Origin of the sequence: Streptomyces sp. CBMA291 (assembly GCF_014596525.1) — a bacterium.
Lineage (GTDB): Bacteria > Actinomycetota > Actinomycetes > Streptomycetales > Streptomycetaceae > Streptomyces.
Genome location: NZ_MSJP01000053.1, coordinates 162,227 through 187,056 on the forward strand (window position 1 = coordinate 162,227; position 24,830 = coordinate 187,056).

Annotated in this window: 19 protein-coding genes and 1 pseudogene; 11 read left to right on the forward strand and 9 right to left on the reverse strand. The window is 72.8% G+C overall.

The genetic code is table 11. The features are described 5' to 3' along the window. Positions 1-278: 278 nt before the first annotated feature. Positions 279-938 (reverse strand): annotated as a pseudogene (locus tag BU197_RS14560) (ATP-binding cassette domain-containing protein); the annotation flags it as partial. After that, positions 935-1,609 (reverse strand): AIM24 family protein, encoded by a 675-nt coding sequence (locus tag BU197_RS14565; RefSeq protein ID WP_188268693.1) that lies wholly within the window; start codon positions 1,607-1,609, stop codon positions 935-937. The gene BU197_RS14565 and the pseudogene BU197_RS14560, both read right to left, overlap by 4 nt. A 70-nt stretch (positions 1,610-1,679) precedes the next feature. Here BU197_RS14565 and BU197_RS14570 point away from each other — a divergent pair, with 70 nt between their 5' ends. From BU197_RS14570 to BU197_RS14585, 4 genes are all read left to right on the forward strand, one after another. Further along, positions 1,680-2,384 carry a peptidyl-tRNA hydrolase gene (locus BU197_RS14570; RefSeq protein WP_188268694.1) on the forward strand — a complete coding sequence of 235 codons (705 nt, stop codon included), beginning with the start codon at positions 1,680-1,682 and terminating at the stop codon, positions 2,382-2,384. A 147-nt stretch (positions 2,385-2,531) separates the two neighbouring features. After that, positions 2,532-2,981: a copper-binding protein gene (locus BU197_RS14575; RefSeq protein ID WP_188268695.1), complete on the forward strand. Its 450-nt coding sequence runs from the start codon at positions 2,532-2,534 to the stop codon at positions 2,979-2,981. 142 nt (positions 2,982-3,123) lie between these two features. Beyond that, a complete protein-coding gene (locus BU197_RS14580; RefSeq protein WP_188268696.1) occupies positions 3,124-4,725 on the forward strand; it encodes a DUF692 domain-containing protein in 1,602 nt (533 codons plus the stop codon). Positions 4,726-4,731: 6 nt separating this feature from the next. After that, positions 4,732-5,787 carry a TIGR04222 domain-containing membrane protein gene (locus tag BU197_RS14585; RefSeq protein ID WP_317452118.1) on the forward strand — a complete coding sequence of 352 codons (1,056 nt, stop codon included), beginning with the start codon at positions 4,732-4,734 and terminating at the stop codon, positions 5,785-5,787. A gap of 251 nt (positions 5,788-6,038) precedes the next feature. Here BU197_RS14585 and hemQ read toward each other — a convergent pair whose 3' ends face one another. Next, entirely contained in the window at positions 6,039-6,752 is a 714-nt protein-coding gene (hemQ, locus tag BU197_RS14590) for a hydrogen peroxide-dependent heme synthase (RefSeq protein WP_188268698.1), read from the reverse strand. Positions 6,753-6,769: 17 nt separating this feature from the next. Continuing rightward, positions 6,770-8,224 carry a protoporphyrinogen oxidase gene (gene hemG / locus BU197_RS14595; protein ID WP_188268699.1) on the reverse strand — a complete coding sequence of 485 codons (1,455 nt, stop codon included), beginning with the start codon at positions 8,222-8,224 and terminating at the stop codon, positions 6,770-6,772. 169 nt (positions 8,225-8,393) lie between these two features. Here hemG and BU197_RS14600 point away from each other — a divergent pair, with 169 nt between their 5' ends. Both BU197_RS14600 and BU197_RS14605 read left to right on the forward strand, forming a co-directional pair. Continuing rightward, positions 8,394-9,467, forward strand: a complete 1,074-nt coding sequence (locus tag BU197_RS14600; protein ID WP_188268700.1) for a DUF4349 domain-containing protein — start codon at positions 8,394-8,396, stop codon at positions 9,465-9,467. Further along, complete coding sequence (locus tag BU197_RS14605) at positions 9,460-10,833, forward strand: FAD-dependent oxidoreductase (RefSeq protein ID WP_188268701.1); 1,374 nt, start codon at positions 9,460-9,462, stop codon at positions 10,831-10,833. Before BU197_RS14600 ends, BU197_RS14605 begins: the two co-directional genes overlap by 8 nt. Before the next feature lie 188 nt (positions 10,834-11,021). Here the strand turns inward: BU197_RS14605 and hemE are convergent, their stop codons facing one another. Then, positions 11,022-12,137 (reverse strand): uroporphyrinogen decarboxylase, encoded by a 1,116-nt coding sequence (gene hemE, locus BU197_RS14610; RefSeq protein ID WP_188268702.1) that lies wholly within the window; start codon positions 12,135-12,137, stop codon positions 11,022-11,024. Positions 12,138-12,228: 91 nt separating this feature from the next. Between hemE and BU197_RS14615 the strand changes: the two genes are divergently transcribed. The 5 genes from BU197_RS14615 to BU197_RS14635 all read left to right on the forward strand — a co-directional run bounded on the left by BU197_RS14615 (position 12,229) and on the right by BU197_RS14635 (position 19,041). Continuing rightward, complete coding sequence (locus BU197_RS14615) at positions 12,229-12,921, forward strand: DUF3000 domain-containing protein (RefSeq protein ID WP_188268703.1); 693 nt, start codon at positions 12,229-12,231, stop codon at positions 12,919-12,921. 236 nt (positions 12,922-13,157) lie between these two features. Beyond that, complete coding sequence (locus BU197_RS14620; RefSeq protein ID WP_015037008.1) at positions 13,158-13,823, forward strand: response regulator transcription factor; 666 nt, start codon at positions 13,158-13,160, stop codon at positions 13,821-13,823. An 83-nt stretch (positions 13,824-13,906) separates the two neighbouring features. Further along, entirely contained in the window at positions 13,907-15,187 is a 1,281-nt protein-coding gene (locus BU197_RS14625; protein WP_188268704.1) for an HRDC domain-containing protein, read from the forward strand. A 504-nt stretch (positions 15,188-15,691) separates the two neighbouring features. Further along, complete coding sequence (locus BU197_RS14630) at positions 15,692-16,906, forward strand: thiolase family protein (protein ID WP_188268705.1); 1,215 nt, start codon at positions 15,692-15,694, stop codon at positions 16,904-16,906. Beyond that, positions 16,903-19,041: a 3-hydroxyacyl-CoA dehydrogenase NAD-binding domain-containing protein gene (locus tag BU197_RS14635; RefSeq protein WP_188268706.1), complete on the forward strand. Its 2,139-nt coding sequence runs from the start codon at positions 16,903-16,905 to the stop codon at positions 19,039-19,041. Before BU197_RS14630 ends, BU197_RS14635 begins: the two co-directional genes overlap by 4 nt. Positions 19,042-19,242: 201 nt before the next feature. On the opposite strand, the gene BU197_RS14640 is transcribed toward BU197_RS14635, so the two are convergent. From BU197_RS14640 to BU197_RS14655, 4 genes are all read right to left on the reverse strand, one after another. Beyond that, the gene (locus BU197_RS14640) at positions 19,243-20,322 is read right to left on the reverse strand and encodes a hypothetical protein (RefSeq protein WP_188268707.1); all 1,080 of its coding nucleotides are present in this window, start codon (positions 20,320-20,322) and stop codon (positions 19,243-19,245) included. A gap of 98 nt (positions 20,323-20,420) precedes the next feature. After that, positions 20,421-21,935, reverse strand: a complete 1,515-nt coding sequence (locus BU197_RS14645; protein WP_188268708.1) for an amino acid permease — start codon at positions 21,933-21,935, stop codon at positions 20,421-20,423. A gap of 121 nt (positions 21,936-22,056) precedes the next feature. Further along, the gene (gene dxs / locus BU197_RS14650) at positions 22,057-24,012 is read right to left on the reverse strand and encodes a 1-deoxy-D-xylulose-5-phosphate synthase (RefSeq protein ID WP_188268749.1); all 1,956 of its coding nucleotides are present in this window, start codon (positions 24,010-24,012) and stop codon (positions 22,057-22,059) included. Between the two features lie 231 nt (positions 24,013-24,243). Further along, positions 24,244-24,603, reverse strand: a complete 360-nt coding sequence (locus BU197_RS14655) for a zinc ribbon domain-containing protein YjdM (RefSeq protein WP_188268709.1) — start codon at positions 24,601-24,603, stop codon at positions 24,244-24,246. Positions 24,604-24,830: the final 227 nt, after the last annotated feature.

The following is a 24,830-nucleotide window of genomic DNA, read 5'->3' on the forward strand; positions in this document are numbered from 1 at the left end:
GGCTCGCCGGACGCCGAGTGGGGCAGCGGCTCCCGTACGGGCTCGCCGGGCACCGGGCGGGACAGGGGACCCCCTACGGGCTCGCCGGAGGCCGAGTGGGGCAGCGGCTCCCGTACGGGCTCGCCGGACGCCGGGCGGGACAAGGGACCCCCTACGGGCTCGCCGGACGCCAAGTGGGGCAGCGGCTCCCCTAGGGGCGCCCCGGACGCCGGGGATACCACCGGCCCCCGCCCGTACTCCCCATGCTTCCCCGGCTCCCCGGACACCCCCGGCACCCCCGGCACCCCCGGCACCCCCGGCACCCCCGGCACCCCCGGCACCCCCGGCACCGAGCGTCGTACGCCCCGCTCCCCCACCGCATACGTCAGATCCGCCTCGCCCGCGAGACGGCGGGGGTCGTGGTCGACGAAGACGACCGTCGCGCCCGCCGCCCGGCGCTCCCGGACGGCCTCGTCGAGGACGGCACGGGCCTCCGGGTCGAGGCCCGTCCATGCCTCGTCGAGCACCAACAGACCGGGCCCGGCGAGGAACGCCTGGGCGACGGCGATCTTCTGGCTGGTGCCCTTGGAGAGTTCCGCCATGGCGGTACGGGCGTGCCCGGCGGCACCGAAGCGTTCCAGCCACTCCCCCGCCCCGGCGCGCGCGGCCGTCCGGTCGAGGCCCTGGAGCCGGCCGAGGTGGACCAGATAGCCGAGCGCCGTGAACGGCAGGGCGGCGGGGAAGCGCTCGGGGACGTACGCGGTACGGGCCGGGCGTCCGGTGATCCGGCCCTCGGTGGGCGCGTCGACCCCCGCAAGCAGCCGGAGCAGGGTGGACTTGCCGCTGCCGTTGGCGCCGCCGACCCGGACGAGGGCGGCGGCGGGAAGGTCGAGCGTGACCTCGCGCAGGCTCCAGGGCCCCCGGAGGCCGTAGCGGCGCCCGACCCCCTCCAGCCTCAATTGGCCGTCTTCTGCGGGGTCGCCTCGCTGGGCCGGACGATCACGAAGCCCTGACCCTCCAGCTTCAGCTGGACCACCTCGCCGGAGCCGCCGCGCATCATCGAGCCGAGCGACTGCGAGCGGTGCAGCGAGGTGTGCAGCTGCCGGCTCCAGCCGACGACGGCGTCGGTGTCGACGTACACCGGGACCTGCGGGGTGACGGGGATGACGATCGGGGTGCCCTCGCAGACCAGGGCGACCTTCCCGTAGCCGGAGAAGACCGAGTTGAAGAGGCCGCCGCCGGTCATACCGGCGCCCTTCACCGTCTTGATCTCGTAGTGGAGGGTGGGGTCGAAGCAGAGCACGTTCCGACCGTTGACGGAGAACGCGTCGCCCTGCTCTATCTCGACGATGAAGCAGTTCTGCGCCTCGTGCGCGAACCAGACCTCGCCCCGGCCCCGCACCGCCATCAGCGCGAGCCCCTCGCCGGTGACGGCCCGCTTGAGCAGTCCGCCGATGCCCTGCCCCTTGCGCTCGAACTGGAGATCGCCCCGATAGGCGATCATCGAGCCCTGGCGCGCGTGCATCTCGCCGTCGACGGTGTACTTGACCGACTTCGCGTTCTGGAGGGTCATCCCCGGGAAGTCGGACGTCTCGGCAAGGTGCTCTCCGGCGAAAAGATCGCTCTTCATGGGGGCATCCTGACCCGGAGGCCTCCGTTCCCACAACAAGCATCCCGTACGGGGGTGGCAGACTTGCCGGGTGAGCAGCAACGACACCGATCTCCGCGATGAGAAGCCCCAGTTCGTCCTCCCTCTGGTGGTCCGGATCGAACGGGACGCGCCCCCGGCCCGTACCGACGCCCTGGAGACCGCCGCGCGCGCCGTCCTGGAGATCCTCTCCGACGAGCGGTCGCTCGGCGACGGGGAGTGGGCGCGGGCGATCACGGACTGGGAGGACGCCCGCATCCGCAAGGTGGTGCGCCGGGCCCGGGGCGCGGAGTGGCGGCGCGCCGAGGCGCTCCCCGGGATCACGGTCACCGGGAAGGAGGCGGAGGTACGCGTCTTCCCGCCGGTCCCGCTCGACGGCTGGCCCAAGGACCTCGCGCGCCTCCAGGTCTCCGGCACCCACCTCGACGACCCGGCCCCGCCCGGTCCGGTCCCCGAGGACGCGGTGACGCTCTGGTTCAACCCGAAGCTCGACATGACGGCGGGCAAGTCGATGGCCCAGGCCGGGCACGGGGCGCAGCTCCTGTGGTGGGCGATGCCGGAGGCGGACCGTACGGCCTGGCGCGCGGCGGGCTTCCCCCTCGCGGTCCGCACGGCCCCGCCCGGAAAGTGGGCGGCACTGACGGCGAGCGACCTCCCGGTGGTACGGGACGCGGGCTTCACGGAGATCGCCCCGGGCGAGACGGTCGTCTCCGAGGGCAGCGGGCGATTCGCGGCGGGGCTACGACTGGGGGCTTAGGGCTGTCGGGGGGCTTGCGCTTTCGGTCCGGTAAGCGGCGCCCCTGCGGGTATGTGCCGGAGAGAGGGCCCCTACGCCTCGTTCCTCCCCGCGAGGGCACCGCCGTACCTCCGTACCTCCGCGGGGCATCGATCGGAGGACCGAGTCATGACCATCCCGTCCACCCGTCGACGCGTGTTCCTCGGCCTGACTGCGGGCGGTCTCGCCGCCCTGCTCGCCGCCTGTGGGGGCGGCGGCACCGCGATCGCGCCCCCGGAGGCCTCCACCACCGTGAACCGGGTCACGGCCGTGCTGTCCGACTATCACATCAAGCTCTCGACGCAGACGTACCACCCGGGCACATACGCCTTCACCGTGCGCAACGAGGGCCACCATCAGCACGCCCTGGAGCTGGAGGGACCCAATGGCAGGGACCGGGGCTCGACCCTGGATCCGGGGCAGTCCATGACCCTGACGGTACGGCTGGACTCCGGCGTCTATCAGGTCTTCTGCCCCATCGACGGGCACAAGGACCTCGGCATGAAGACGGAGATCACCGTCGGCGGCACCCCGTCCGGCACGACCACCCCCACCACTCCGCCCGGCAACGGCTACTGACGGGCCCGGTGGCCGGGTCCGGGCCGGAACGGCCAGGTCCGGGCCCGGGAACCTCAAATGAAGCTCTGAACGTCCCCCCTCCGGGGTTCGGACGTACCCCACGGGGTCATCACGTGGGATACGAGAACCGAAGGAGGGGGACATGACGGAACTCGGCATCGGCATCGGCTGGCGTCCCGAGATCGCGGAAGCGGTGGAGGGTCTGCCCGGCATCGACTGGGTGGAGGTCGTCGCGGAGAACATCTGCGCCGACCATCCGCCCGAGGCGCTGACCAGACTGCGCGAGCGCGGCGTCACGGTCGTGCCGCACGGCGTCTCGCTGGGGCTCGGCGGCGCCGACCGCCCCGACCCCGCGCGTCTGGCGGCGCTCGGCGAGAAGGCGGTGGCGCTGGGGGCGCCCCTGGTCACCGAGCACATCGCGTTCGTACGGGCCGGGGGGCCGCTCACCGCGACACCGCTTCTCGAAGCGGGCCATCTGCTGCCGGTGCCCCGGACCCGGGACGCGCTCGACGTGCTCTGCGAGAACGTCCGCATCGCCCAGGAGGCGCTGCCCGTACCGCTGGCCCTGGAGAACATCGCGGCGCTCGTCGCCTGGCCGGACGAGGAGATGTCGGAGGGCCGGTTCCTCGCGGAGCTGGTGGAGCGCACGGGGGTACGGCTCCTCGTCGACGTCGCCAATCTGCACACCAATCACGTCAACCGGGGCGAGGACCCGGCGCGCGCCCTGTCCGAGCTGCCGGTGGAGGCCATCGCGTACGTGCACGTGGCCGGGGGCGTGGAGCGGGACGGGGTCTGGCACGACACGCACGCGCACCCCGTACCGGGGGCCGTCCTCGACGTCCTGGCGGATCTGGCCGGACGGGTCGAGCCGCCCGGCGTCCTGCTCGAACGGGACGACCACTTTCCCCCGGCGGAGGAGCTGGCCGACGAGCTGACCGCGATCAGGGCGACCGTGGCGGGAGCCCGCGCGGCCACCCGCCACGGCATACGCGCCTCCCGCCGTGTCACGCCCGGCACCCACCCGCTCCCCCGCCCCCTCGCCCACCCCCTCACCCACCCGCTGCTCATCGGCGCGGGCGCCCGCGCCTCGGGCGGGGTGATGCCGGGTGGAGCGACTCCGGGTGGGGTGACACCGGATGGCGTGACACCGGGTGGCGTGACTCCGGGTGGCGTGACTCCGGGTGGGTTGCTCCTTGACGAGGCGATACCCGGTGCGGACGGTGGGGACCTGCCCGCTGAGACCTTGCCCGGTGGGGGCTTCTCGGCGGTGGAGGGGACGGCCGGGCCGGGTGTCACGGCGGGTACGGGCGGGACGGCGGGTCCGGGTGTCACGGACGGTGCCCGGCAGCGGGTCGCCGTCCGGCAGGTGGCGCTGCTCTCGGCGCTCGTGGCCGGGACCCCGGTGCCCGAGGGCTTCGACAGCAGACGGCTCGGGGTGCAGAGCCGGGCCCTCGCCGCCAAGCGGGCGGGGGTCGTCGCGAAGGTGGCGCCCGAGCTGCCCGAGATCCTCGGCGCCGGTTTCCGGCCCGCGTTCCTCGCGTACGCCAGGTCCCGCCCCATGACCGGCGGCTACCGCCGCGACGCGCTCGACTTCGCCGCGCATCTGCTCGCGGCCGGAGCGCCGGAGGACGCGGCGGCCCGGCGGCGGCTGACCGCGTGGTGGCGGGACCGCTCCGGCGACCGTCCGCCCGGCCGCGCGACCCGCCTGGTCCGAGCCGCCCGGCACGCCCTGTCGGGGAGGTGAGTGCCCGTGAACATCCTGATCGCGCTCTACTACCTCGGCGCGCTCATCGGCGCCGGGTTCGTCGTCGCCGGACTCCGCCGGTCCCGGCGCGGCCCCGACGGACCCGTTCACGACCGGTACGAGGCCGCCTTCCTCCTCGGTGGCCCGGCCAGGGTCGCCGACACCGCGCTGACCGCGCTCCGCGCCGACGGCCGGCTGACGGTCGGCGGCCCCGGCGTCGTGGCCGTCGTCCGCCCCACCGCGTACGACCCGGTGGAACGCGTCGTCCTCGCAGCGCACGCCGCGGCGCCGCACGCGCCCCTGCACCGACTCCGGCGCGCCGTGATGCGGCACCCGGCGGTCCAGGAGATCGGGATCGGGCTCGCCACGCGGGGGCTCCTCGTCACTCCGGCGGCCCAGCGCGGCAACTTCCGCCGGTGTTTCGTCCTCGGCACCTCGGCGATGCTGCTGACCCCCGTGACGATCATGATCACGGTGGTGGGCTTCTTCGTCGCCGTGGAGGAACCGGGCGTGTTCCTTCCGGAGACGGAGCCGTCGGGGATGTTCTTCGCGGGTACGGAGCCGGTGGTCCCGTTCTTCGTGAAGGTGCTGCCCGCCCTGTTCCTCGCCGGGGTCACGGCCCTGGTCTGCGGGGTGCTCGCCTCGGGCCGGGCCACCCCGGCCGGGCGCCGGGCGGTCTCCGCGTACGAGCGGGACCACGCCGCTCCGGCGGACGCCGCTCTTCCGGTGGCCCTGCGCGGGCTCTCGGCCGTGCCGGATCCGGCGCTGCGGGAACAGCTCCTCGCCGCCGCGAGGCTCGACCGGTCGATGCGGCGCGGGCGGCGTCGGCGGTCGCACGTCTCCTGGGCGGACGACGGTCTCGCGACGGAGACCGTGTGGTGCTCGGGGAACAGCGTGTACGGAGCGGGCGGCGGCTCGTGCTCGGGAGGCGGGTCCTGCTCCTCGGACTCCGGCTGCGGCGGGGGTTCGAGCTGCGGCGGAGGCGGCAGCTCGTGCGGGAGTTCCAGCTCCAGCTCCTGCGGTGGCTCAAGTTCGAGTTCGAGTTCGAGTTCGAGCGACTGAGGCCCTGTAAGGGATGTCCCCGTAAGGGGTACCCCTGTAGGGGGCACGGGGTCGGGGGAAGCCCTGGCAGTCCGGGAAAAGTCCCGGAAATGACGCCGGTGCGGCGCGCTGGCAGCGCGCCGCACCCGGAGCCGGACCCGGTGTCGCTGGAACGGCGGGCACATGGTGCCGCCCGTCGTCTGATCTTCCGGGTCGAGGGGTGGCGCACCCGGCCGGGAGCCGGGCCGCCACCAGGTCTTTCGCGGGGGCCGTCAGGCCAGGCCCGCCACCAGATCGGCGACGCTCTTGCGTCGGCCGGTGAAGAACGGCACCTCTTCGCGGACGTGCATCCGGGCCTCGGAGGCACGCAGGTGGCGCATGAGGTCGACGATACGGTGCAGCTCGTCGGCCTCGAAGGCCAGGAGCCACTCGTAGTCGCCGAGCGAGAAGGAGGCGACCGTGTTGGCGCGCACGTCGGGGTAGCCGCGGGCCATCTTGCCGTGGTCGGCGAGCATCCGGCGCCGGTCCTCGTCGGGCAGCAGGTACCAGTCGTAGGAGCGGACGAACGGGTAGACCGAGACGTAGTCGCGGGCGTTCTCGTCGGCCAGGAAGGCCGGGATGTGCGACTTGTTGAACTCGGCGGGGCGGTGCAGCGCCATGTTCGACCAGACCGGCTCAAGGGCGCGGCCCAGACGGGTGCGGCGGAAGAGGTTGTACGCCTCCTGAAGCTCGTCGCTCGTCTCGGCGTGCCACCAGATCATCACATCGGCGTCGGCGCGCAGACCGGACAGGTCGTACGTGCCGCGGACGGTGATGTCCTTGGCCCCGAGCTGGTCGAACAGCTCTTGGACCTCGTCGGCGTAGCCGCCGCGGTCCTCGGGGAGAACGTCGCGCAGCTTGAAGACGGACCACAGGGTGTAGCGGATGACCTCGTTGAGGTCCTTCGCCTTCTTACCGGCGTTCGGGATCTTTTCGGGCGCACTCATACGCCTATTCTCGCCCGTCACAGGGAGTGCCCCGCACCGGGGTCGGTCCTTTGCGACGTGGCAATGATCTCGTCCGCCGCGCGCTGGGCGGAGGCGACGCAGGCGGGGATGCCGACGCCGTCGTACGCGGCACCGGCGATCCGCAGTCCGGGGAGCGCGGCGACCGCCTCGCGGACCCGGGCGACCCGGGCGAGATGGCCGACCGGGTACTGCGGCAGTCCGTCGAGCCAGCGGGTGACCGTGGTGGCGACGGGGCGGGCGGCGAGCCCGGTGGCGGCGGCGAGGTCCTTGAGGGAGGCGGTGACGAGGTCGGCGTCCTCTCGGTTCACCTGGTCCTCCTCGCCGTGGCGGCCGACGGAGGTGCGCAGCACGAAGAGGTCGGGGGCGGCTTCGGCGACCCAGCGCCACTTCTGCGAGGAGAAGGTGGAGGCCTTGATCGTGTGCCCGTCGACGGGGGGCACGAGGAAGCCGGAGCCGCTGAGGGCGGGCATGTCGGCGCGCCGGAAGGCCAGGGTGACCAGGGCCATCGAGGCGTACTCGACGGCTCGCAGTTCACCGGCGGCGGTGGGCGCGTGGTCGGCGAGGAGGCCGGCGGCGGGTCCCGCAGGGGTGGCGAGGACGACGCCGTCGGCGTCGAGGACGCGGTCGCCGCCCACGACGACCTGCCAGCCGCCGCCTTCGGTGCGGCGGAGCGCGGTCACGGGCGCGTCGGTGAGGATCTCGCCACCGGCCGCGCGGACGGCGGCGGCGACGGCGCCGGGCAGGGTGCCGACGCCGCCCTCGATGCCGAGGAAGACGGAGCCGCCGATTCCGGTGGCGGCGCCCGCCGGGTCGGGGGTGACGGCCGCTCCGGCCCGCTGGACGGCGTGGACGGCTTCGGTGAGCGTGGGGTGGGAGCGGGCCGCGTCGAAGAGTCCGGGGACGGCGGCGCGCAGCGAGATGCGGTAGGCGTCTCCGGCGTAGACGCCGCCGAGGAGGGGTTCCACGAGCCGGTCGACGACCTCGTGGCCCATGCGGGCGGCGACGTACTCGCCGATGGCGATGTCGTCGCCGATCTCGGTCGGGGGCAGTTCGACGTCCCGGCCGACACGGCGGACGCCCTCCTCGGAGAGGAGGCCCTCGACGGCCTCGGGGGCGCCGGGGACGCCCATGACGTGGCCCTTGGGCATGGGGACGAGTCCGCCCCTGGACCACACGGACGCGGTGGTGGTGGCGGGGGCCTGGAGGCGGTCGCCGAGGCCGACGGCCCTGGCGAGGCCGATGGCCTCGGGGCGGCGGGCGAGCAGTGATTCGGCGCCCAGGTCCACGGGGGCTCCGGCGATCTCCCCGGCGAGCAGCTTGCCGCCGAGGCGGCCGCCCGCTTCGAGGAGGGTCACCCGGTGGCCCGCGGTGGCGAGCCGGTGGGCGGCCGCGAGTCCGGCGATACCGCCTCCGGCGACGACGACATGGGTTCCCGTGGTGTCCGCGTTCATGGGGTCACTCTCTCAAACCGCCGGGGGTCCGCTGTGCCGAGGCCGTTCGGCGGGGCCCGCCTGTTCCGAGGCCGGAACGTGACCACTTCGCGATCACCGAACGGCAATCCTTCCGCAGGATCGGTACGTCTAACGAAGGACATCCGCCACGATCCCTTGGGGGACGACCATGACGAACGTACGCGGCACGAGGAGAGCGCGGGCGGCGGCGGGCGGTGCGCTGCTGACGGCCGCGCTGCTGCTGACCGGCTGCGCGGGCGGCGGCGAGACGGACTCGGGCAAGTCGGACATGAGCGCGGCGCGGCCCGCCGACGGGCCGGGCGCGGGGGACGCCGCCGCGCAGGCGGACGGGAAGAGCGGGACCCAGACCGGGACCCAGGTCAAGCCGCAGGCCCGGCAGCACGTCATCCGGACGGCCTCGCTCTCGGTGGAGGTCGACGACGCGGCGAAGGCCCTGGCCACGGCCCGCCGGGTGGCGGCGGAGGCGGGCGGGCGCGTGGAGAACGAGAGGACGGAGCGGGGCGACGACACCCGGATGACCTCCGTGATCGTGCTGCGGGTGCCGCAGGAGCGGTACGACGCGGTGCTCACGGAGCTGGCGGGCACGGGGCGGCTGCTGGCCCGGAAGGCGGACGCCAAGGACGTCACCGATCAGGTGGTGGACGTCGAGAGCCGGATCGCGACCCAGCGGGCGAGCGTGGCGCGGGTGCGGGAGCTGATGGACCGGGCGGAGAAGCTGTCCGACGTGGTGACCCTTGAGGGGGAGCTGAGCCGTCGTCAGGCGGATCTGGAGGCCCTGCTCGCCCAGCAGACCTCGCTGAAGGACCGGACGTCGCTGTCGACGATCACGCTCTCCCTCTCGGAGAAGCTACGGGAGGAGGCGGAGGCGCCCGCCGAGGGCCGTCCGGGCTTCGGCGACGCGCTGTCGGGTGGCTGGAACGCGCTGGTGGGCGCGGCCGCCTGGGTCGGGATCGTCCTCGCGGCGCTGGCTCCGTGGCTGGTGGTGGCGGTGGTCCTGTTCCTGCTGTGGCGTCGGCTGGTCCGGCCGCGCCTCGCGGCCCGGCGTCCGGCCGCCCCCTCCCCCGTACGCCCTCACACCCCGCGCAACGCCGCCGGGGCTCCGCTGGCGGACGGGCCCTCGGAGGCGTCCGGGGCGGGTGCGGCGGCCCCGGCGGGGAGCGCTCCGGCGGCCGGGAGCGCCCCGGAGGCGGGGCGGGCACCCGAGAATGGGGCCCATGACTGAACGCATGGTGGTGGTCGGGGGCGACGCGGCGGGGATGTCCGCCGCCTCGCAGGCGCGCAGGCTGAAGGGGCCCGAGGAGCTGGAGATCGTCGCTTTCGAGCGCGGTCACTTCTCGTCGTTCTCGGCCTGCGGCATCCCGTACTGGGTCGGCGGGGACGTGGCGTCCCGGGACGAGCTGATCGCGCGGTCGCCTGAGGAGCACCGGGCGCGGGACATCGATCTGCGGATGCGGACGGAGGTCACGGAGATCGACGTGGCGGGCCGCCGGGTCCTCTCCCGGGATCTGGAGGCCGGTACGGAGGCGTGGACGGGGTACGACAAGCTGGTGATCGCGACGGGGGCGCGGCCCCGGCGTCCGGCGCTGCCGGGGATCGACGCGCCCGGGGTGCACGGGGTGCAGACCCTGGACGACGGGCAGGCGCTGCTCGACTCGCTCGCGGGGACGCCGGGGCGGCGGGCGGTGGTGGTGGGCGCCGGGTACATCGGGGTGGAGATGGCCGAGGCGCTGCTGAACCGCGGGTACGAGGTGACGGTGCTGCACCGGGGCGAGCAGCCGATGGCGACGCTCGACGCGGACATGGGGCGCCTGGTGCACCGGGCGATGGACGGTCTGGGGATCAGGACGGTGGCCTCGGCGGCGGCGACGGGGGTCCTGGTCGGCGAGGACGGCCGGGTGCGGGCGGTGACGACGGACGAGGCCGAGTATCCGGCGGACGTGGTGGTCCTGGGGATGGGGGTGGTCCCGGAGACCTCGCTGGCGCGGGCCGCGGGTCTGCCCCTGGGGGTGAGCGGGGGGCTCCTGACGGATCTCGCGATGCGGGTGCGGGGCCATGAGGACATCTGGGCGGGCGGCGACTGCGTGGAGGTCCTCGATCTGGTCGCCAACCGGGACCGGCACGTGCCGCTGGGGACGCACGCCAACAAGCACGGGCAGGTGATCGGGACGAACGCGGGCGGCGGGTACGCGACGTTCCCCGGGGTGGTGGGGACGGCGGTGTCCAAGGTGTGCGATCTGGAGATCGCGCGGACGGGGCTGCGGGAGAAGGACGCCCGGGAGGTGGGGCTGCGGTTCGTGTCGGTGACGGTGGAGTCGACGAGCCGGGCGGGGTACTACCCGGGGGCGGCGCCGATGACGGTGAAGATGCTGGCCGAGCGGCGTACGGGCCGGCTGCTCGGGGTGCAGATCGTGGGCCGTGAGGGGGCGGCGAAGCGGGTGGACGTGGCGGCGGTGGCGCTGACGGCGGGGATGACCGTGGAGGCGATGACGGCCCTGGACCTGGGGTACGCGCCGCCGTTCTCCCCGGTGTGGGACCCGGTCCTGATCGCGGCCCGCAAGGCGACGGCGGCGGTCAGGGCGGCGGGCTGAGGCCCTGGGGGCGCTGGGGGCTGCGGGGGCGTCGGGGGTTTCCCGTAGGGGCGCCGGGGCTCTCCGGCCGGAGCATCAGGGCTTACCCGTAGGGGCGCCGGGCCCCGCTCCGTGCCGGACGCGCGGCGGCTCCCGTACGGGATGTTCCGTACGGGAGCCGGGTGCCGTGCCGTGGACCGCCGGGTGGGTCAGACGGCCGTGCGCGTGTGGACGTACTCGACGAGACGGCTCAGGGCGTCCGGGTCCATCGAGGGCATGACGCCGTGGCCCAGGTTGAAGACATGGCCTTCGAGGTCCTTCGCGGCGGTCAGGATCTCGTCGGTCTTGGCCTCGACGACCTGCCGGGAGGCGAAGAGCACGGCGGGGTCCAGATTGCCCTGGAGCGCCTTGCCGGGGCCGACGCGGCGGGCGGCCTCGTCGAGCGGGACCCGCCAGTCGACGCCGACGACGTCCGCTCCGGCCTCGCCCATGAGGCCGAGCAGCTCGCCGGTGCCGACGCCGAAGTGGATGCGGGGGACGCCGTATCCGGCGACCGCGTCGAAGACCTTCGCGGAGGCGGGCAGCACGGAGCGGCGGTAGTCGGCGGGGGCGAGGGCGCCGACCCAGGAGTCGAAGAGCTGGACGGCGGAGGCGCCGGCCTCGATCTGGACCTTGAGGAAGGTCGCGGTGATCTCGGCGAGGCGGTCGAGCAGATCCGCCCAGAGCTGCGGGTCGCCGTACATCAGCGCCTTGGTGTGCTCGTGGTTGCGCGAAGGGCCGCCCTCGACGAGGTAGCTGGCGAGCGTGAAGGGCGCCCCGGCGAAGCCGATGAGCGGGGTGTCGCCCAGCTCGCCGGTGAGCATGCCGATGGCCTCGGTGACGTAGTGGACGTCCTCGGGGGTCAGGTCGCGCAGCCGGGCCAGGTCGGCGCGGGTGCGGATCGGGTCGGCGACGACCGGGCCGACGCCGGGCTTGATGTCGAGGTCGACGCCGATGGCCTTGAGGGGGACGACGATGTCGCTGAAGTAGATGGCGGCGTCGACCTTGTGCCGGCGGACCGGCTGGAGGGTGATCTCGGTGACCAGCTCGGGCCGCATGCACGATTCGAGCATGGGGATGCCCTCGCGCACCTTCAGGTACTCGGGGAGGGAGCGCCCGGCCTGCCGCATGAACCACACGGGGGTGTGGGGCACGGGCTCCCGCCTGCACGCCTTGAGGAACGCGGAGTCGTACGTCCGCGACTGCTTGTCCGTCTGCTGGCCCGTGGAGGGGGTGTTCCCGGCCCCGGCCGCGCCATGGGAGAGGGGAAGGTCGTTGGCACTCACGCCCCGAATCTTCGCATGTGGCGGGAAGCCGCTCGGCCGGGCCGGGTGTCCCTCCCTGCACGGAGGCCCCGTTCCGCCTACTCTTCCCCGCATGGCTGCGGCTCAGGGACATTCTTCCGATCATTCCGACGGCGAACGAGGGACAGGCGAAACGGCGGACAGCACGGAGACGAACCCGGTACCGCTCGCGTTCCGGCGCGCGGTGGAGGCGTTGCGCGCGACCCGGCCGAGGCCGGAGGTGGAGATCGATCCGACGCGCCCGCCGCAGCGCCTCGCGCCCTACGCGTACGCGCTGGAGGCGGCCGTCGTGGACGGTGAGGAGGACCTCGCGGACGGGCGGCTCGTGCTGCTGCACGATCCGGACGGGCACGAGGCCTGGAAGGGAACGTTCCGCCTCGTGACCCTGGTCCGGGCGGAGCTGGAGCCCGAGATGGCGGCGGACCCGCTGCTGCCCGAGGTGTGCTGGTCCTGGCTGACGGGGGCCCTTGAGGCGCGGGGGCTCTCGTACGGGGAGTCGAGCGGGACCGTGACGATGGCGGGCTCGCATTACTTCGGGGGGCTCGCGGAGCGCCGTCCGGCGACGCAGATCGAGATCCGGGCGTCCTGGACCCCGCGCGAGGGGCTGGGCGGGGTGCCGGACACCGGGGCGCATCTGGCCGCCTGGTGCGATCTGCTCTGCCAGATCGCGGGGCTGCCGCCCGCGCCGGTCGAGCCGGGGGCGGGGACGGTGTCGGGGGCGGGGGTCGTCTCGTTGCCCCAGCGCCGGGGTCCCCAGCAGCCCTGAGGGGCGCCCGGACGGATGCCCCGGCGCTCCCCCGTGGGGGTGACGGGGCGTGACCGCTCGTAGGATGATCGATCACGCGTCCGAATTGCCCTGATTGTTACTCACCAAAACGTGATCTTTCTCTAAAGGCGGGCGGTACACCTGCCGAAGGAGTCAGTGACCCTTCACTGCACGGGTCACCCCCCGGCTTCTTCCCCGAGCCGGCCCGTCCCGCACCCTTCCCCCCAGGAGGCCTGGTGTCCGTTCTCCTCGAGCAGCCCGCAAGCCTGGTCGCCTACCGCCCGAACAAGCCGACGGCCATGGTCGTCGTGGCCGACCCGCGCGTCCGTTCCACCGTGACCCGCCACCTGTGGGCCCTCGGAGTACGTGACGTGATCGAGGCTTCGTCCATCGCGGAGGCCCGTCCCCGCGTCGGCAACCCGCGCGACATCTGCGTGGCCGACGTCCACCTGCCCGACGGCAGCGGCCTGACCCTGCTGTCCGAGACCCGCGCCGCCGGCTGGCCCAACGGCCTCGCCCTCTCGGCCGCCGACGACATCGGCGCCGTGCGCAACGCCCTCGCGGGCGGTGTGAAGGGCTATGTCGTCACCGGCACCCGGACCAACATCGGCCACCCGACCCGGCCCGGCGCCGCCCCCATCGGTGCCGCCGCCGCCCGGCTCGGCCACCGCCGCCCCCCGGGTGCCCCGAGCCACCCGGGCGGCTACCGCGAGCTCTCCGGCCGTGAGGTCGAGGTGCTCCGGCTCGTCGCGGAAGGCCAGTCGAACAAGGCCATCGGCGTCTCCATGGGCCTCTCGGCCCTCACCGTGAAGAGCCACCTCGCCCGGATCGCCCGCAAGCTGGGCACCGGAGACCGCGCCGGCATGGTCGCGGTGGCCCTGCGGACCGGGATCATCCACTGACCCCAGCGGTCGACGACAAGCCCGCGCCTGTCGACGGAACGTTCCGTCGACAGGCGCTTGCCGTTCACCGATACCCTTGACAGGTGACCGACGCCCAAGAGACCGCAGCAGACACAGCACTGCGCACCACCGGGGGCGGCCCCCCGGACGACGATGTCCCTGCGAATGGGCTTCCGATCCCATTGCTGGAGCCCCGCGAGGGGATTCCGCCCGTCGTCGCGAGCGCGGACGCCCTCACCGAGGTGATCTCCGCCTTCGCCGCGGGCCGGGGCCCCGTCGCCGTCGACGCCGAGCGCGCCTCCGGGTACCGCTACGGCCAGCGCGCCTATCTCGTCCAGCTCCGCCGCGAGGGCGCGGGCACCGCGCTCATCGACCCGGTGGGCTGCCCCGACCTCTCCGCCTTCGGCGAGGCCCTCGGCGGCGCCGAGTGGATCCTCCACGCGGCGACCCAGGACCTGCCGTGCCTGCGGGACATAGGCATGCTGCCGACCTCGCTCTTCGACACGGAGCTGGCCGGACGGCTCGCGGGCTTCCCGCGCGTCGGCCTCGGCGCGATGGTCGAGTCCGTCCTCGGATTCGCCCTGGAGAAGGGCCACTCCGCCGTTGACTGGTCGACCCGCCCGCTGCCCGAGCCCTGGCTGCGGTACGCGGCGCTCGACGTGGAGCTGCTCGTCGACCTCCGCGACGAGCTGGAGAAGGAACTCGACCGCCAGGGCAAGCTGGAGTGGGCGCTCCAGGAGTTCGACGCGATCGCCTCCGCCCCGCCCGCCCCGCCGCGCAAGGACCCGTGGCGGCGTACCTCCGGCATGCACAAGGTGCGGCGCCGCCGCCAGATGGCGGTCGTACGGGAGCTGTGGACGGCCCGCGACCGCGCCGCCCAGCGCCGTGACGTCTCCCCCGGCAAGGTGCTGAGCGACGCCGCGATCGTGGAGGCGGCGCTCGCCGTCCCGGTGAACGTGGCCGCGCTCACCGCCCTGCCCGGCTTCGGGCACCGGATGGGCCGCCGTCAGCTGGAGCAGTGGCAGGCGGCGGTGGACCGGGCCAGGGCGCTGCCGGAGAGCGAGCTGCCGCAGCCGGGCACCCAGCTGGCGGGCCCGCCGCCGCCGCGCGCCTGGGCCGACAAGGACCCGGCAGCCGCCGCCCGGCTCGCCGCGGCGCGGACGGCGGTGTCGGCGCTCGCCGAGACGCTGCACCTGCCGCAGGAGAACCTGATCACCCCGGACACCGTGCGCCGGGTCTGCTGGGAGCCGCCGACGGCCGGGACCACCACCGTGGCCGCCGCCCTCACCGGGTACGGCGCCCGCCCCTGGCAGGTGGAACTGGTGACCCCGCTCCTGGTGAAGGCCCTGACGGCCTCCTCCTGACCCCGGCCACACCGAGACGGCCCCCGACATCCGACAGGACACCGGGGGCCGTCTCGGTGTTTCGGGGGACGGGGCGGGGCCGGACGGGACGGTGCGGGGAGGCCGCTGGGCGAGGGGCCGGGAGGGCACGGCGTGTGGATCGCGGGGCCCGTGGGACCGCAGGGCACGGCGTGTGGATCGCGGGGCCCGTGGGACCGCAGGGCACGGGGCCGGGGCGCGGGGCCGGGAGGCCGCAGGACGCAGGGCGTGGATCGCGGAGCCCCGCAGGGCCGCAGGGCCGCAGGGCAATGGCGCCATGAGGTTCCGCCCCGCCCCGCCCCCGTGCTCCCGGCATTCCCTGGCGTCGCCCCGGCCGTTCCGGCAAGGTTCCGGGTGTGACCTTCGCCGCTTGGGCCCCAAGGACTGGGCAGCCTGGTTACCCGCAAGTAGCATGGGCGGAGCAAGCGCACGCTTAGGCGTGTGCCGCGGCAGCAGTGCCATCCCGCACCCTGGAGGAGAGCCATCGTGCCTCGTACCGTCAGGGACGTCGTCTTCGTCGACGGCGTCCGCACCCCGTTCGGCAAGGCGGGCCCGAAGGGCATCTACCACGAGACCCGGGCCGACGACCTCGTCGTGAAGGCCATCCGGGAGCTGCTGCGCCGCAACCCGGCCCTCGACCCCGCGAAGATCGACGAGGTCGCCGTCGCCGCGACCACGCAGATCGGCGACCAGGGCCTGACCCTCGGCCGCACGGCGGGCATCCTCGCCGGGCTGCCGCAGTCGGTGCCCGGCTACTCCATCGACCGCATGTGCGCCGGCGCCCTCACCGCGGTGACCAGCCTCGCCGGTTCGATCGCGTTCGGCGCGTACGACGCCGTCATCGCCGGTGGCGTCGAGCACATGGGCCGCCACCCCATGGGCGAGGGCGTCGACCCGAACCCGCGCTTCGTGTCGGAGAAGCTCGTCGACGAGTCCGCCCTCTTCATGGGCATGACCGCCGAGAACCTGCACGACCGCTACCCCGGCATCACCAAGCTCCGCGCCGACGAGTACGCCGTGCGCTCGCAGGAGAAGGCCGCCAAGGCGTACGCCGACGGCAAGATCCAGCAGGACCTGGTGCCGATCTCGGTCCGACGCACCGACGCCTCCACCGGCGAGACCGGCTGGGGTCTGGTCACCGCCGACGAGCCGATGCGCCCCGGCACCACCCTGGAGTCGCTCGCCGGTCTGAAGACGCCCTTCCGCGTCCACGGCAACGTCACCGCGGGCAACGCCGCCGGTCTCAACGACGGTGCCACCGCCTCGATCATCGCCTCCGAGGACTTCGCCCGCGAGAACGGCCTCCCGGTCAAGATGCGCCTCGTCTCGTACGCCTTCGTCGGCGTCGAGCCCGAGGTCATGGGCTACGGCCCGATCCCGGCCACCGAGAAGGCCCTCGCGAAGGCCGGTCTGTCCATCGAGGACATCGACCTCTTCGAGATCAACGAGGCCTTCGCCGTGCAGGTCCTCGCCTTCCTGGAGCACTACGGCATCGCCGACGACGACGCCCGGGTGAACCAGTACGGCGGCGCCATCGCCTACGGCCACCCGCTCGCCTCCTCCGGCGTCCGTCTGATGACGCAGCTGGCCCGCCAGTTCGAGGAGCAGCCGCAGGTCCGTTACGGCCTCACCACCATGTGCGTCGGCTTCGGCATGGGCGCCACGGTCATCTGGGAGAACCCCCACTGGGAGGGCAAGTGAGCACCACCGCCGAGCTTCTGAAGGGCGCCGCCGCGCTCTTCCCCGACGAGGTCGTCACCAGCGCCCACGTACGGCACTTCGAACTGCCCGCGGGTGTGGGCAGGTTCGCCCTGATCACGCTGGACAACGGCTTCGACCACACCAAGCCGACCACCTTCGGCCCGCAGTCGCTGGCCAACCTGAGCGCCGCGATCGACCAGGTCGAGGCCGAGGCCGCGAACGGTGAGATCGTCGGCGTCGGCATCACCGGCAAGCCGTTCATCTTCGCCGTCGGCGCCGACCTCAAGGGCGTCGAGCTGCTGCGGAGCCACGAAGAGGCGCTCGCCATCGGCAAGGGCGGCCACGACGTCTTCAAGCGTCTGTCCGCGCTCGCCGTGCCGACTTTCGCGTACTACAACGGCGCGGCCATGGGCGGCGGCGTCGAGGTCGGTCTGCACTGCACCTACCGCACCGTGTCGAAGGCCCTGCCGGCCTTCTCGCTGCCCGAGGTCTTCCTCGGTCTGGTGCCCGGCTGGGGCGGCTGCGCGCTCCTGCCGAACCTGATCGGCGCGGAGAAGGCCGTCACGGTCGTCATCGAGAACGCCCTGAACCAGAACCGCCAGCTCAAGGGCAAGCAGGTCTTCGAACTCGGCATCGCCGACGCCCTGTTCGAGGGCGCCGACTTCCTGGAGCGGTCGCTGGTCTGGACGGCCGGCGTCCTCGACGGCTCCGTGACCGTCGACCGCCCCGAGATCGACCGGGGCGAGGCCTGGGACCAGGCCGTCGCCAAGGGCCGCGCCCTCGCCGACGCCAAGGTGCACGGCGCCGCTCCGGCCGCCTACCGCGCCCTCGACATCATGGCGGCGGCCAAGGACGGCGACCTTCAGAAGGGCTTCGACGCCGAGGACCAGGCCCTCGCGGACCTGATCATGAGCGGCGAGCTGCGCTCCGGCATCTACGCCTTCAACCTGGTGCAGAAGCGCGGGAAGCGCCCGGTGGGCGCCCCGGACAAGTCCCTGGCGCGCCCCGTCACCAAGGTCGGCGTCGTCGGCGCCGGTCTGATGGCCTCCCAGCTCGCCCTGCTCTTCCTGCGCCGCCTCGAGGTGCCGGTCGTCCTGACCGACATCGACCAGGAGCGCGTGGACAAGGGCGTGGGCTACGTCCACGGCGAGATCGAGAAGCTGCTGGGCAAGGGCCGGATCAACCAGGACAAGGCCAACCGTCTCAAGGGCCTGGTCTCCGGCGTCCTGGACAAGGCCGAGGGCTTCGCGGACGCGGACTTCATCATCGAGGCCGTGTTCGAGGAGATGGGCGTCAAGCAGAAGGTGTTCGCGGAGGTCGAGGCGGTCGCCCCGGCGCACGCGGTCCTCGCCACCAACACCTCCTCGCTCTCCGTCTCGGAGATGGCCTCGAAGCTGAAGCACCCCGAGCGCGTGGTCGGCTTCCACTTCTTCAACCCGGTCGCGATCCTCCCGCTCCTGGAGATCGTCCGCGGCGAGCGGACCGACGACGCCTCGCTCGCCACCGCGTTCGGCGTGGCGAAGAAGCTGAAGAAGACCGCAGTCCTCACCAAGGACGCCCCGGCGTTCGTCGTGAACCGCATCCTGACCCGCTTCATGGGCGAGATCCAGAACGTCATCGACGAGGGCACCCCGGTGGCCACGGCGGAGAAGGCGGTCGAGCCGCTGGGCCTGCCGATGTCCCCGCTGGTCCTCCTCGAACTGGTCGGTCCGGCGATCGGTCTGCACGTCTCCGAGACCCTGAACCGCTCCTTCCCCGACCGCTTCACGGTCTCCCCCAACCTGAAGGCGGTCGTCGAGGCGGGCAAGCGCGGCTTCTACGTCTACAAGCCGGAGAACGGCTTCAAGCCGGAGCTGGACCCCGAGGTCGCCGCGCTCCTGCGGCAGGGCGATGTCGTCCTGACCGAGGAGCAGGTCCGCGACCGCGTCCTGGACGCGGTGGCGCAGGAGATCGGCCTGATGCTGGAGGAGGGTGTCGTCGCCGAGGCGCAGGACATCGACCTCTGCCTGATCACGGGTGCGGGCTGGCCCTTCCACCTGGGCGGCATCACGCCGTACCTGGACCGTGAGGGCGTCTCCGAGCGCGCCAACGGCAAGCGTTTCCTGGCACAGGGCGTGGCGAGCGTCCCGGCGTAACCTCCCCTGGGCCCAAGGAGAACGGCCCCGGCACCTCTTCCAGGTGCCGGGGCCGTTCTCCGTCTCACGGGGCCGTTCCCGTCGTCACGGGACCGTTCCCGCCGTCACGGGGCCGTTCTCCATCGCCGCGGAGCCCTTTCCGCCGTCACGGGGTTTCCCGTGGTCACGGAGCCTTTCCGGCGTACGGGCCCGTTCTCGCGGTCAGCCTATGGAGCGCCAGCCCTCCAGGAGGAGCCCCTCGGCGGTCGCCTTCTGGCGGGTGGTGATCAGGGTGCTGTCGCCGACCAGGGACATGGCGACGAGCCGGCCGTCGAGCCCCCGGGTGAGGACGGTGGCGAGTTCGCCCCGGGGCTCCCCCGTCTCCGCCCATGCGATCCCCTCGTCCTCCTTCTCGCTCGGGTAGGCGGCGAGGGCCAGCCGTCCGTCGGCGGACTGCTGGGCGAGGACCGTGCAGTCGAAGCCGTCGATGAGGCAGCGGGTGGCGGAGAGCCGCCCGGTACCGGCGGCGTCGCCGAGGACCGTGGGCTCAAGGGAGCGTCCGGGGGACCAGGCACGGACCTTGGCCGTCTTGTCGACGTAGAAGAGCGTCACGTTCCCGGAGGGGCCCGTGACGGCCGCGAGGGTGCCGAAGGTGACCTCGGCGGGCAGCGGGTCCTTGCGGACGGGGCGGCCGCCGGGCTCCTCCTGGACGTAGTGGAACAGCCCCTTCTCGGTCGCCGTGAGGAGTTCGACGCGCCCCTCGCCGTTGCAGACGGCCACCGGGGAGGCGTCGGTCTTCCAGCCGTGCAGGTCCCACCAGGGGTGCCAGCCCCCGGCGTCCTTCTGGGCGCGCACGCTCAGTCCGCCTCCGGCGTTGCGCACGAAGACGTACGCGCGACCCTGGGCGTCCACGGTGACGGAGGGGTTGCCGGTCCAGGGGCTCTTGCCGTTGGAGTGGCCGATGGAGCGCCAGGCGGCGGCGGGGCGGCCGGTCTGGAACTGGACGGAGTGCACCAGTTCGACGTTTCCCTCTCCCCCGCCGACAGGGCGCAGCCCGACGAGGTGCACATAGCGGTCGGCGCCCTGGCCGACGGCCAGGAAGGGGTCGAGCCCGTCCCCGCCGAGCGAATCGGGTCCGCTCCAACTGCCGTCCGGCTGCTCGGTCCAGCGCACCACCTCCCCGTTCCGCGGCAGATAGGCACTGAACCTGCCGTCCGCTCCCCTGGTCAGCCAGGCTCCCTGGAGGTGCGGGGCGGCGGAGCCGTGGGAACGGGCAGCGGGGACCTGTGATCGATTCGCCATGGGGGGATCCAGCACTCCGGTCGTCGGAAGGAGTTCGGGTACGAGCCGACTGTAGTCGCCCTCCCCGAGCCGCTTTTCCGCGCCTTCGGCGTCGGGGCTCAGGAGTGCGGGGCGGCACTCTCCCGCGCGAGCCGACTGTGACGGCGCCCGTACAGGAAGTACACGACGAAGCCGATCAGCATCCAGACGGCGAAGCGGAACCAGGTCTCGCCCGGCAGGTTGAGCATCAGCCAGAACGAGGCGGCGATGGAGATGATCGGCAGGGCGGGCACCCAGGGGGTGCGGAAGGCTCTGGGCAGGTCGGGGCGGGCGCGGCGGAGGACGATGACGCCGACGGCGACCACGATGAAGGCGAAGAGGGTGCCGATGTTCACCAGGGTGGCGAGTTCGTTGATGCTGGTGAAGCCCGCGACGACGGCGATGATCACGCCGAGCAGGATGGTGGGGCGGTAGGGGGTGTGGAAGCGCGGGTGGGTGACGGAGAAGAAGCGCGGCAGCAGTCCGTCCCGGCTCATCGCGAAGAACACCCGGGTCTGGCCCAGGAGCAGGATCAGACAGACCGTGGTGAGGCCGATGGCGGCGCCGAAGCTGATCACGCCCGCGTAGAACGGGTGTCCGACGGCCTTGAAGGCGTCGGCGAGGGGGGCGCTCACGGACAGCTCCGTGTAGTGCTGCATGCCGGTGACGACGAGGGCGACGGCCACGTAGAGCACGGTGCAGATGAGGAGGGAGCCGAGGATGCCCCGGGGCATGTCCCGCTGCGGCAGCTTGGTCTCCTCGGCTGCCGTGGCCACCACGTCGAAGCCGATGAAGGCGAAGAAGACGACGGAGGCGGCGGTGAAGATGCCCATCACTCCGAAGTTGGTCGGCTGGTACCCGAACATCAGTTGGATCAGCGGCTCGGTCCAGTCGGAGCCGCCGCCGGGTGGGGCGACGGCGGGCGGGATGAAGGGCTTGTAGTTCTCGGCGGAGACGAAGAACAGACCCGCGACGATCACGATCAGCACCACGATCACCTTGATCGTGACGACGACGCTGGTGATCCGGGCGGAGAGCTTCATCCCGAGGACGAGGACGACGGTCAGCAGGAGGACGAGCCCGAAGGCGAGGATGTCGAAGGTGCCGCCGGGGATGTCGGGCCCTTCGAGCGAGGCGGGCAGATGCCAGCCGATGTTGTCCAGGAGCGAGCGGACGTACCCCGACCAGCCGACGGCGACCACCGCCGTCCCCAGGGCGAATTCCAGGACGAGGTCCCATCCGATGGTCCAGGCGGGCAGCTCGCCGATGGAGGCGTACGCGAAGGTGTACGCCGATCCGGCCACCGGCACCGTCGAGGCGAACTCGGCGTAGCAGAGGGCGGCCAGGGCGCAGACGATGCCCGCGGCGACGAAGGCGAGGGCGGTGGCCGGTCCCGCGTTCTCCTTGGCGACCTTGCCGGTGAGGACGAAGATGCCGGTGCCGATGATGACGCCGACTCCGAACACCGTCAGATCCCAGGCGGACAGGGACTTGCGGAGCGCGTGCTCGGGTGCCTCGGTGTCGCGGATCGACTGCTCGACCGACTTGGTCCGGAACATCCCCGAGCCGGCGCGTGGCCGTTGGTCCGTACTCATCGTCGTACCTCCCTGCCATGGGGCTGCCCGTCTTGTGGTCAGAATGCACGCGAAAGGGCCGGTCGGCACTCCGAAGAGTGAACCAACCGGCCCCTGGGGTGACGGGGAGTGAGGAAGTCCGTCAGTCGCGGGCGGGCTCCACCTCGGGGGTGGCGCTCCCGGCTGCCTGCTCGACCCGTTCGGCGTCGAGGGCGCGGGGAAGACCGTCGAGCCGCGAGACCAGACCGGTGACCTGACGGGCGATGTCGGGGGCGGTCAGGCCGATCTCGGCCAGGACCTCGCCGCGGGAGGCGTGGTCGAGGAAGCGCGGCGGGATGCCGAAGTCCCGGAGCGGGACGTCCACGCCCGCGTCGCGGAGCGCCTGGGCGACGGCGGAACCGACGCCGCCGACGCGGCTGTTGTCCTCGACGGTGACGACGACCCGGTGGCGCTCGGCGAGCGGGGCGAGAGCCTCGTCGACGGGCTTGACCCAGCGGGGGTCGATCACGGTGGTGGAGATGCCGTGCCGGTCGAGGAGATCGGCGATCTCCAGGCACATCGGGGCGAGCGCGCCGACGGAGACGAGCAGGACGTCGGGGAGATCGGTGGCGGGCTCGCGCAGGACGTCCATGCCGCCGATCCGGCGCAGCGCGGGGACGGCCGGGCCCACGGCGCCCTTGGAGAAGCGGACCACGGTCGGCGCGTCGGTGACCTCGACGGCCTCGCGGAGCTGGGCGCGGACCTGGTCGGCGTCGCGCGGGGCGGCGAGTCGCAGACCGGGCACGACCTGGAGGATGGACATGTCCCACATGCCGTTGTGGGAGGCGCCGTCGGTGCCGGTGACACCGGCCCTGTCCAGGACGAAGGTGACGCCGCACTTGTGCAGGGCCACGTCCATCAGGACCTGGTCGAAGGCGCGGTTGAGGAAGGTCGCGTAGACGGCGAAGACCGGGTGGACGCCGCCGGTGGCGAGGCCGGCGGCGGAGACCGCGGCGTGCTGCTCGGCGATGCCGACGTCGTAGACCCGCTCGGGGAAGGCCTTGGCGAAGCGGTCGAGGCCGACGGGCTGGAGCATGGCGGCGGTGATCGCCACGATGTCCTCGCGCTCCTTGCCGAGCGCGACCATCTCCTCGCCGAAGACGCTGGTCCAGTCGGCGCCGGAGGAAGCGATGGGCAGTCCGGTGTCGGGGTGGATCTTGCCGACGGCGTGGAAGCGGTCGGCCTCGTCCTGGAGGGCGGGCTGGTAGCCCCGGCCCTTCTCGGTGAGGCAGTGGACGATCACGGGGCCGCCGAAGCGCTTGGCGCGCGTCAGGGCGGATTCCAGGGCCTCGATGTCGTGGCCGTCGATGGGGCCGACGTACTTCAGGCCGAGGTCCTCGAACATGCCCTGGGGGGCGATGAAGTCCTTGAGGCCCTTCTTGGCTCCGTGCAGGGTCTCGTAGAGCGGCTTCCCGACGACGGGGGTGCGCTCCAGGATGTCCTTGCCGCGGGCGAGGAAGCGCTCGTAGCCGTCGGTGGTGCGCAGGGTCGCCAGATGGTTGGCGAGGCCGCCGATGGTGGGCGCGTAGGAGCGCTCGTTGTCGTTGACGACGATGACGAGCGGGCGGTCCTTGGCGGCGGCGATGTTGTTCAGCGCCTCCCAGGCCATGCCTCCGGTGAGGGCGCCGTCGCCGATGACGGCGACGACGTGGTCGTCCTTCTTCAGGACCTCGTTGGCCTTGGCGAGGCCGTCGGCCCAGCCGAGGACCGTGGAGGCGTGCGAGTTCTCGATGACGTCGTGCTCGGACTCGGCCTTCGAGGGGTAGCCGGAGAGGCCGCCCTTCATCTTGAGCCGGGAGAAGTCCTGGCGGCCCGTGAGCAGCTTGTGGACGTAGCTCTGGTGGCCGGTGTCCCAGAGGACCTTGTCCTTCGGGGAGTCGAACACCCGGTGCAGGGCGATGGTCAGCTCGACCACACCGAGGTTGGGTCCGAGATGGCCGCCGGTCTTGGAGACGGCGTCCACGAGGAACGTCCTGATCTCGTCGGCCAGCTGGTCCAGCTGTTCCGGGGAGAGCCGGTCCAGATCTCGCGGTCCCCTGATACGGGTCAGCAGAGCCACCCGTGCCTCCTTGCGTTTGAGCTGGTCGAGCATGCCGATTTGTCGAGTCTAATGTTCCGTCTTGGATCGTGGGCATCGGGCCGGGGAGTCGGTCGTCACTCGAATGGCCTACATGCCGCTGATCCGTACGGCCCCGCGCGGCGGGCCTCCCGGCCGGTGGGGGCCGGTCCCGGAGCGGAGCGCCGCCCCCGGGGGCCACCGGCTCTCCGCCCTCCGCGCTCCGGGGGCGCGTCAGGCCTTCTTGACCAGGCTGGACTTGAGGTACATGGCGCCGAAGCCGTCCACCTTGCAGTCGATGTCATGGCCGTCGACGCCGTCGATGAGGCGGATGTTGCGGACCTTGGTGCCCGCCTTGATGCCGCTGGGGTTGCCCTTGACCTTGAGGGTCTTGACGACGGTCACGGTGTCGCCGTCGGCGAGGACGTTACCCACGGCGTCACGGACTACCTTCGCGCCGCCGTCGACGCCTTCGCTCGCGGTCCCGGCGGCGGGCTGCCACTCGTGGCCGCACTCGGGACAGACGAGCAGGGCGCCCATCTCGTAGGTGTAGACGCCGGAGCACTGGGGGCACGGGGGGAGGTTCTCGTTCACCGCGCGATTCTACGAGCGGAGCCGCCCCAGCGCGAAAGCCCACGACGCGCGCCCCTCACTCGCGCCCCCACCACCCCCGAGCAGCAGCCGTCCCGCCTCCGCCCGGACACCCGCTTCCGCCTCCACCCGGGCACCCGCTTCCGCCACCGCTCCGGTACCCGCCCTGCCACCGCTCCGGTACCCGCCCCGCCACCACTCCGGGTACCCGCTTCACGCCGCCATCCTTC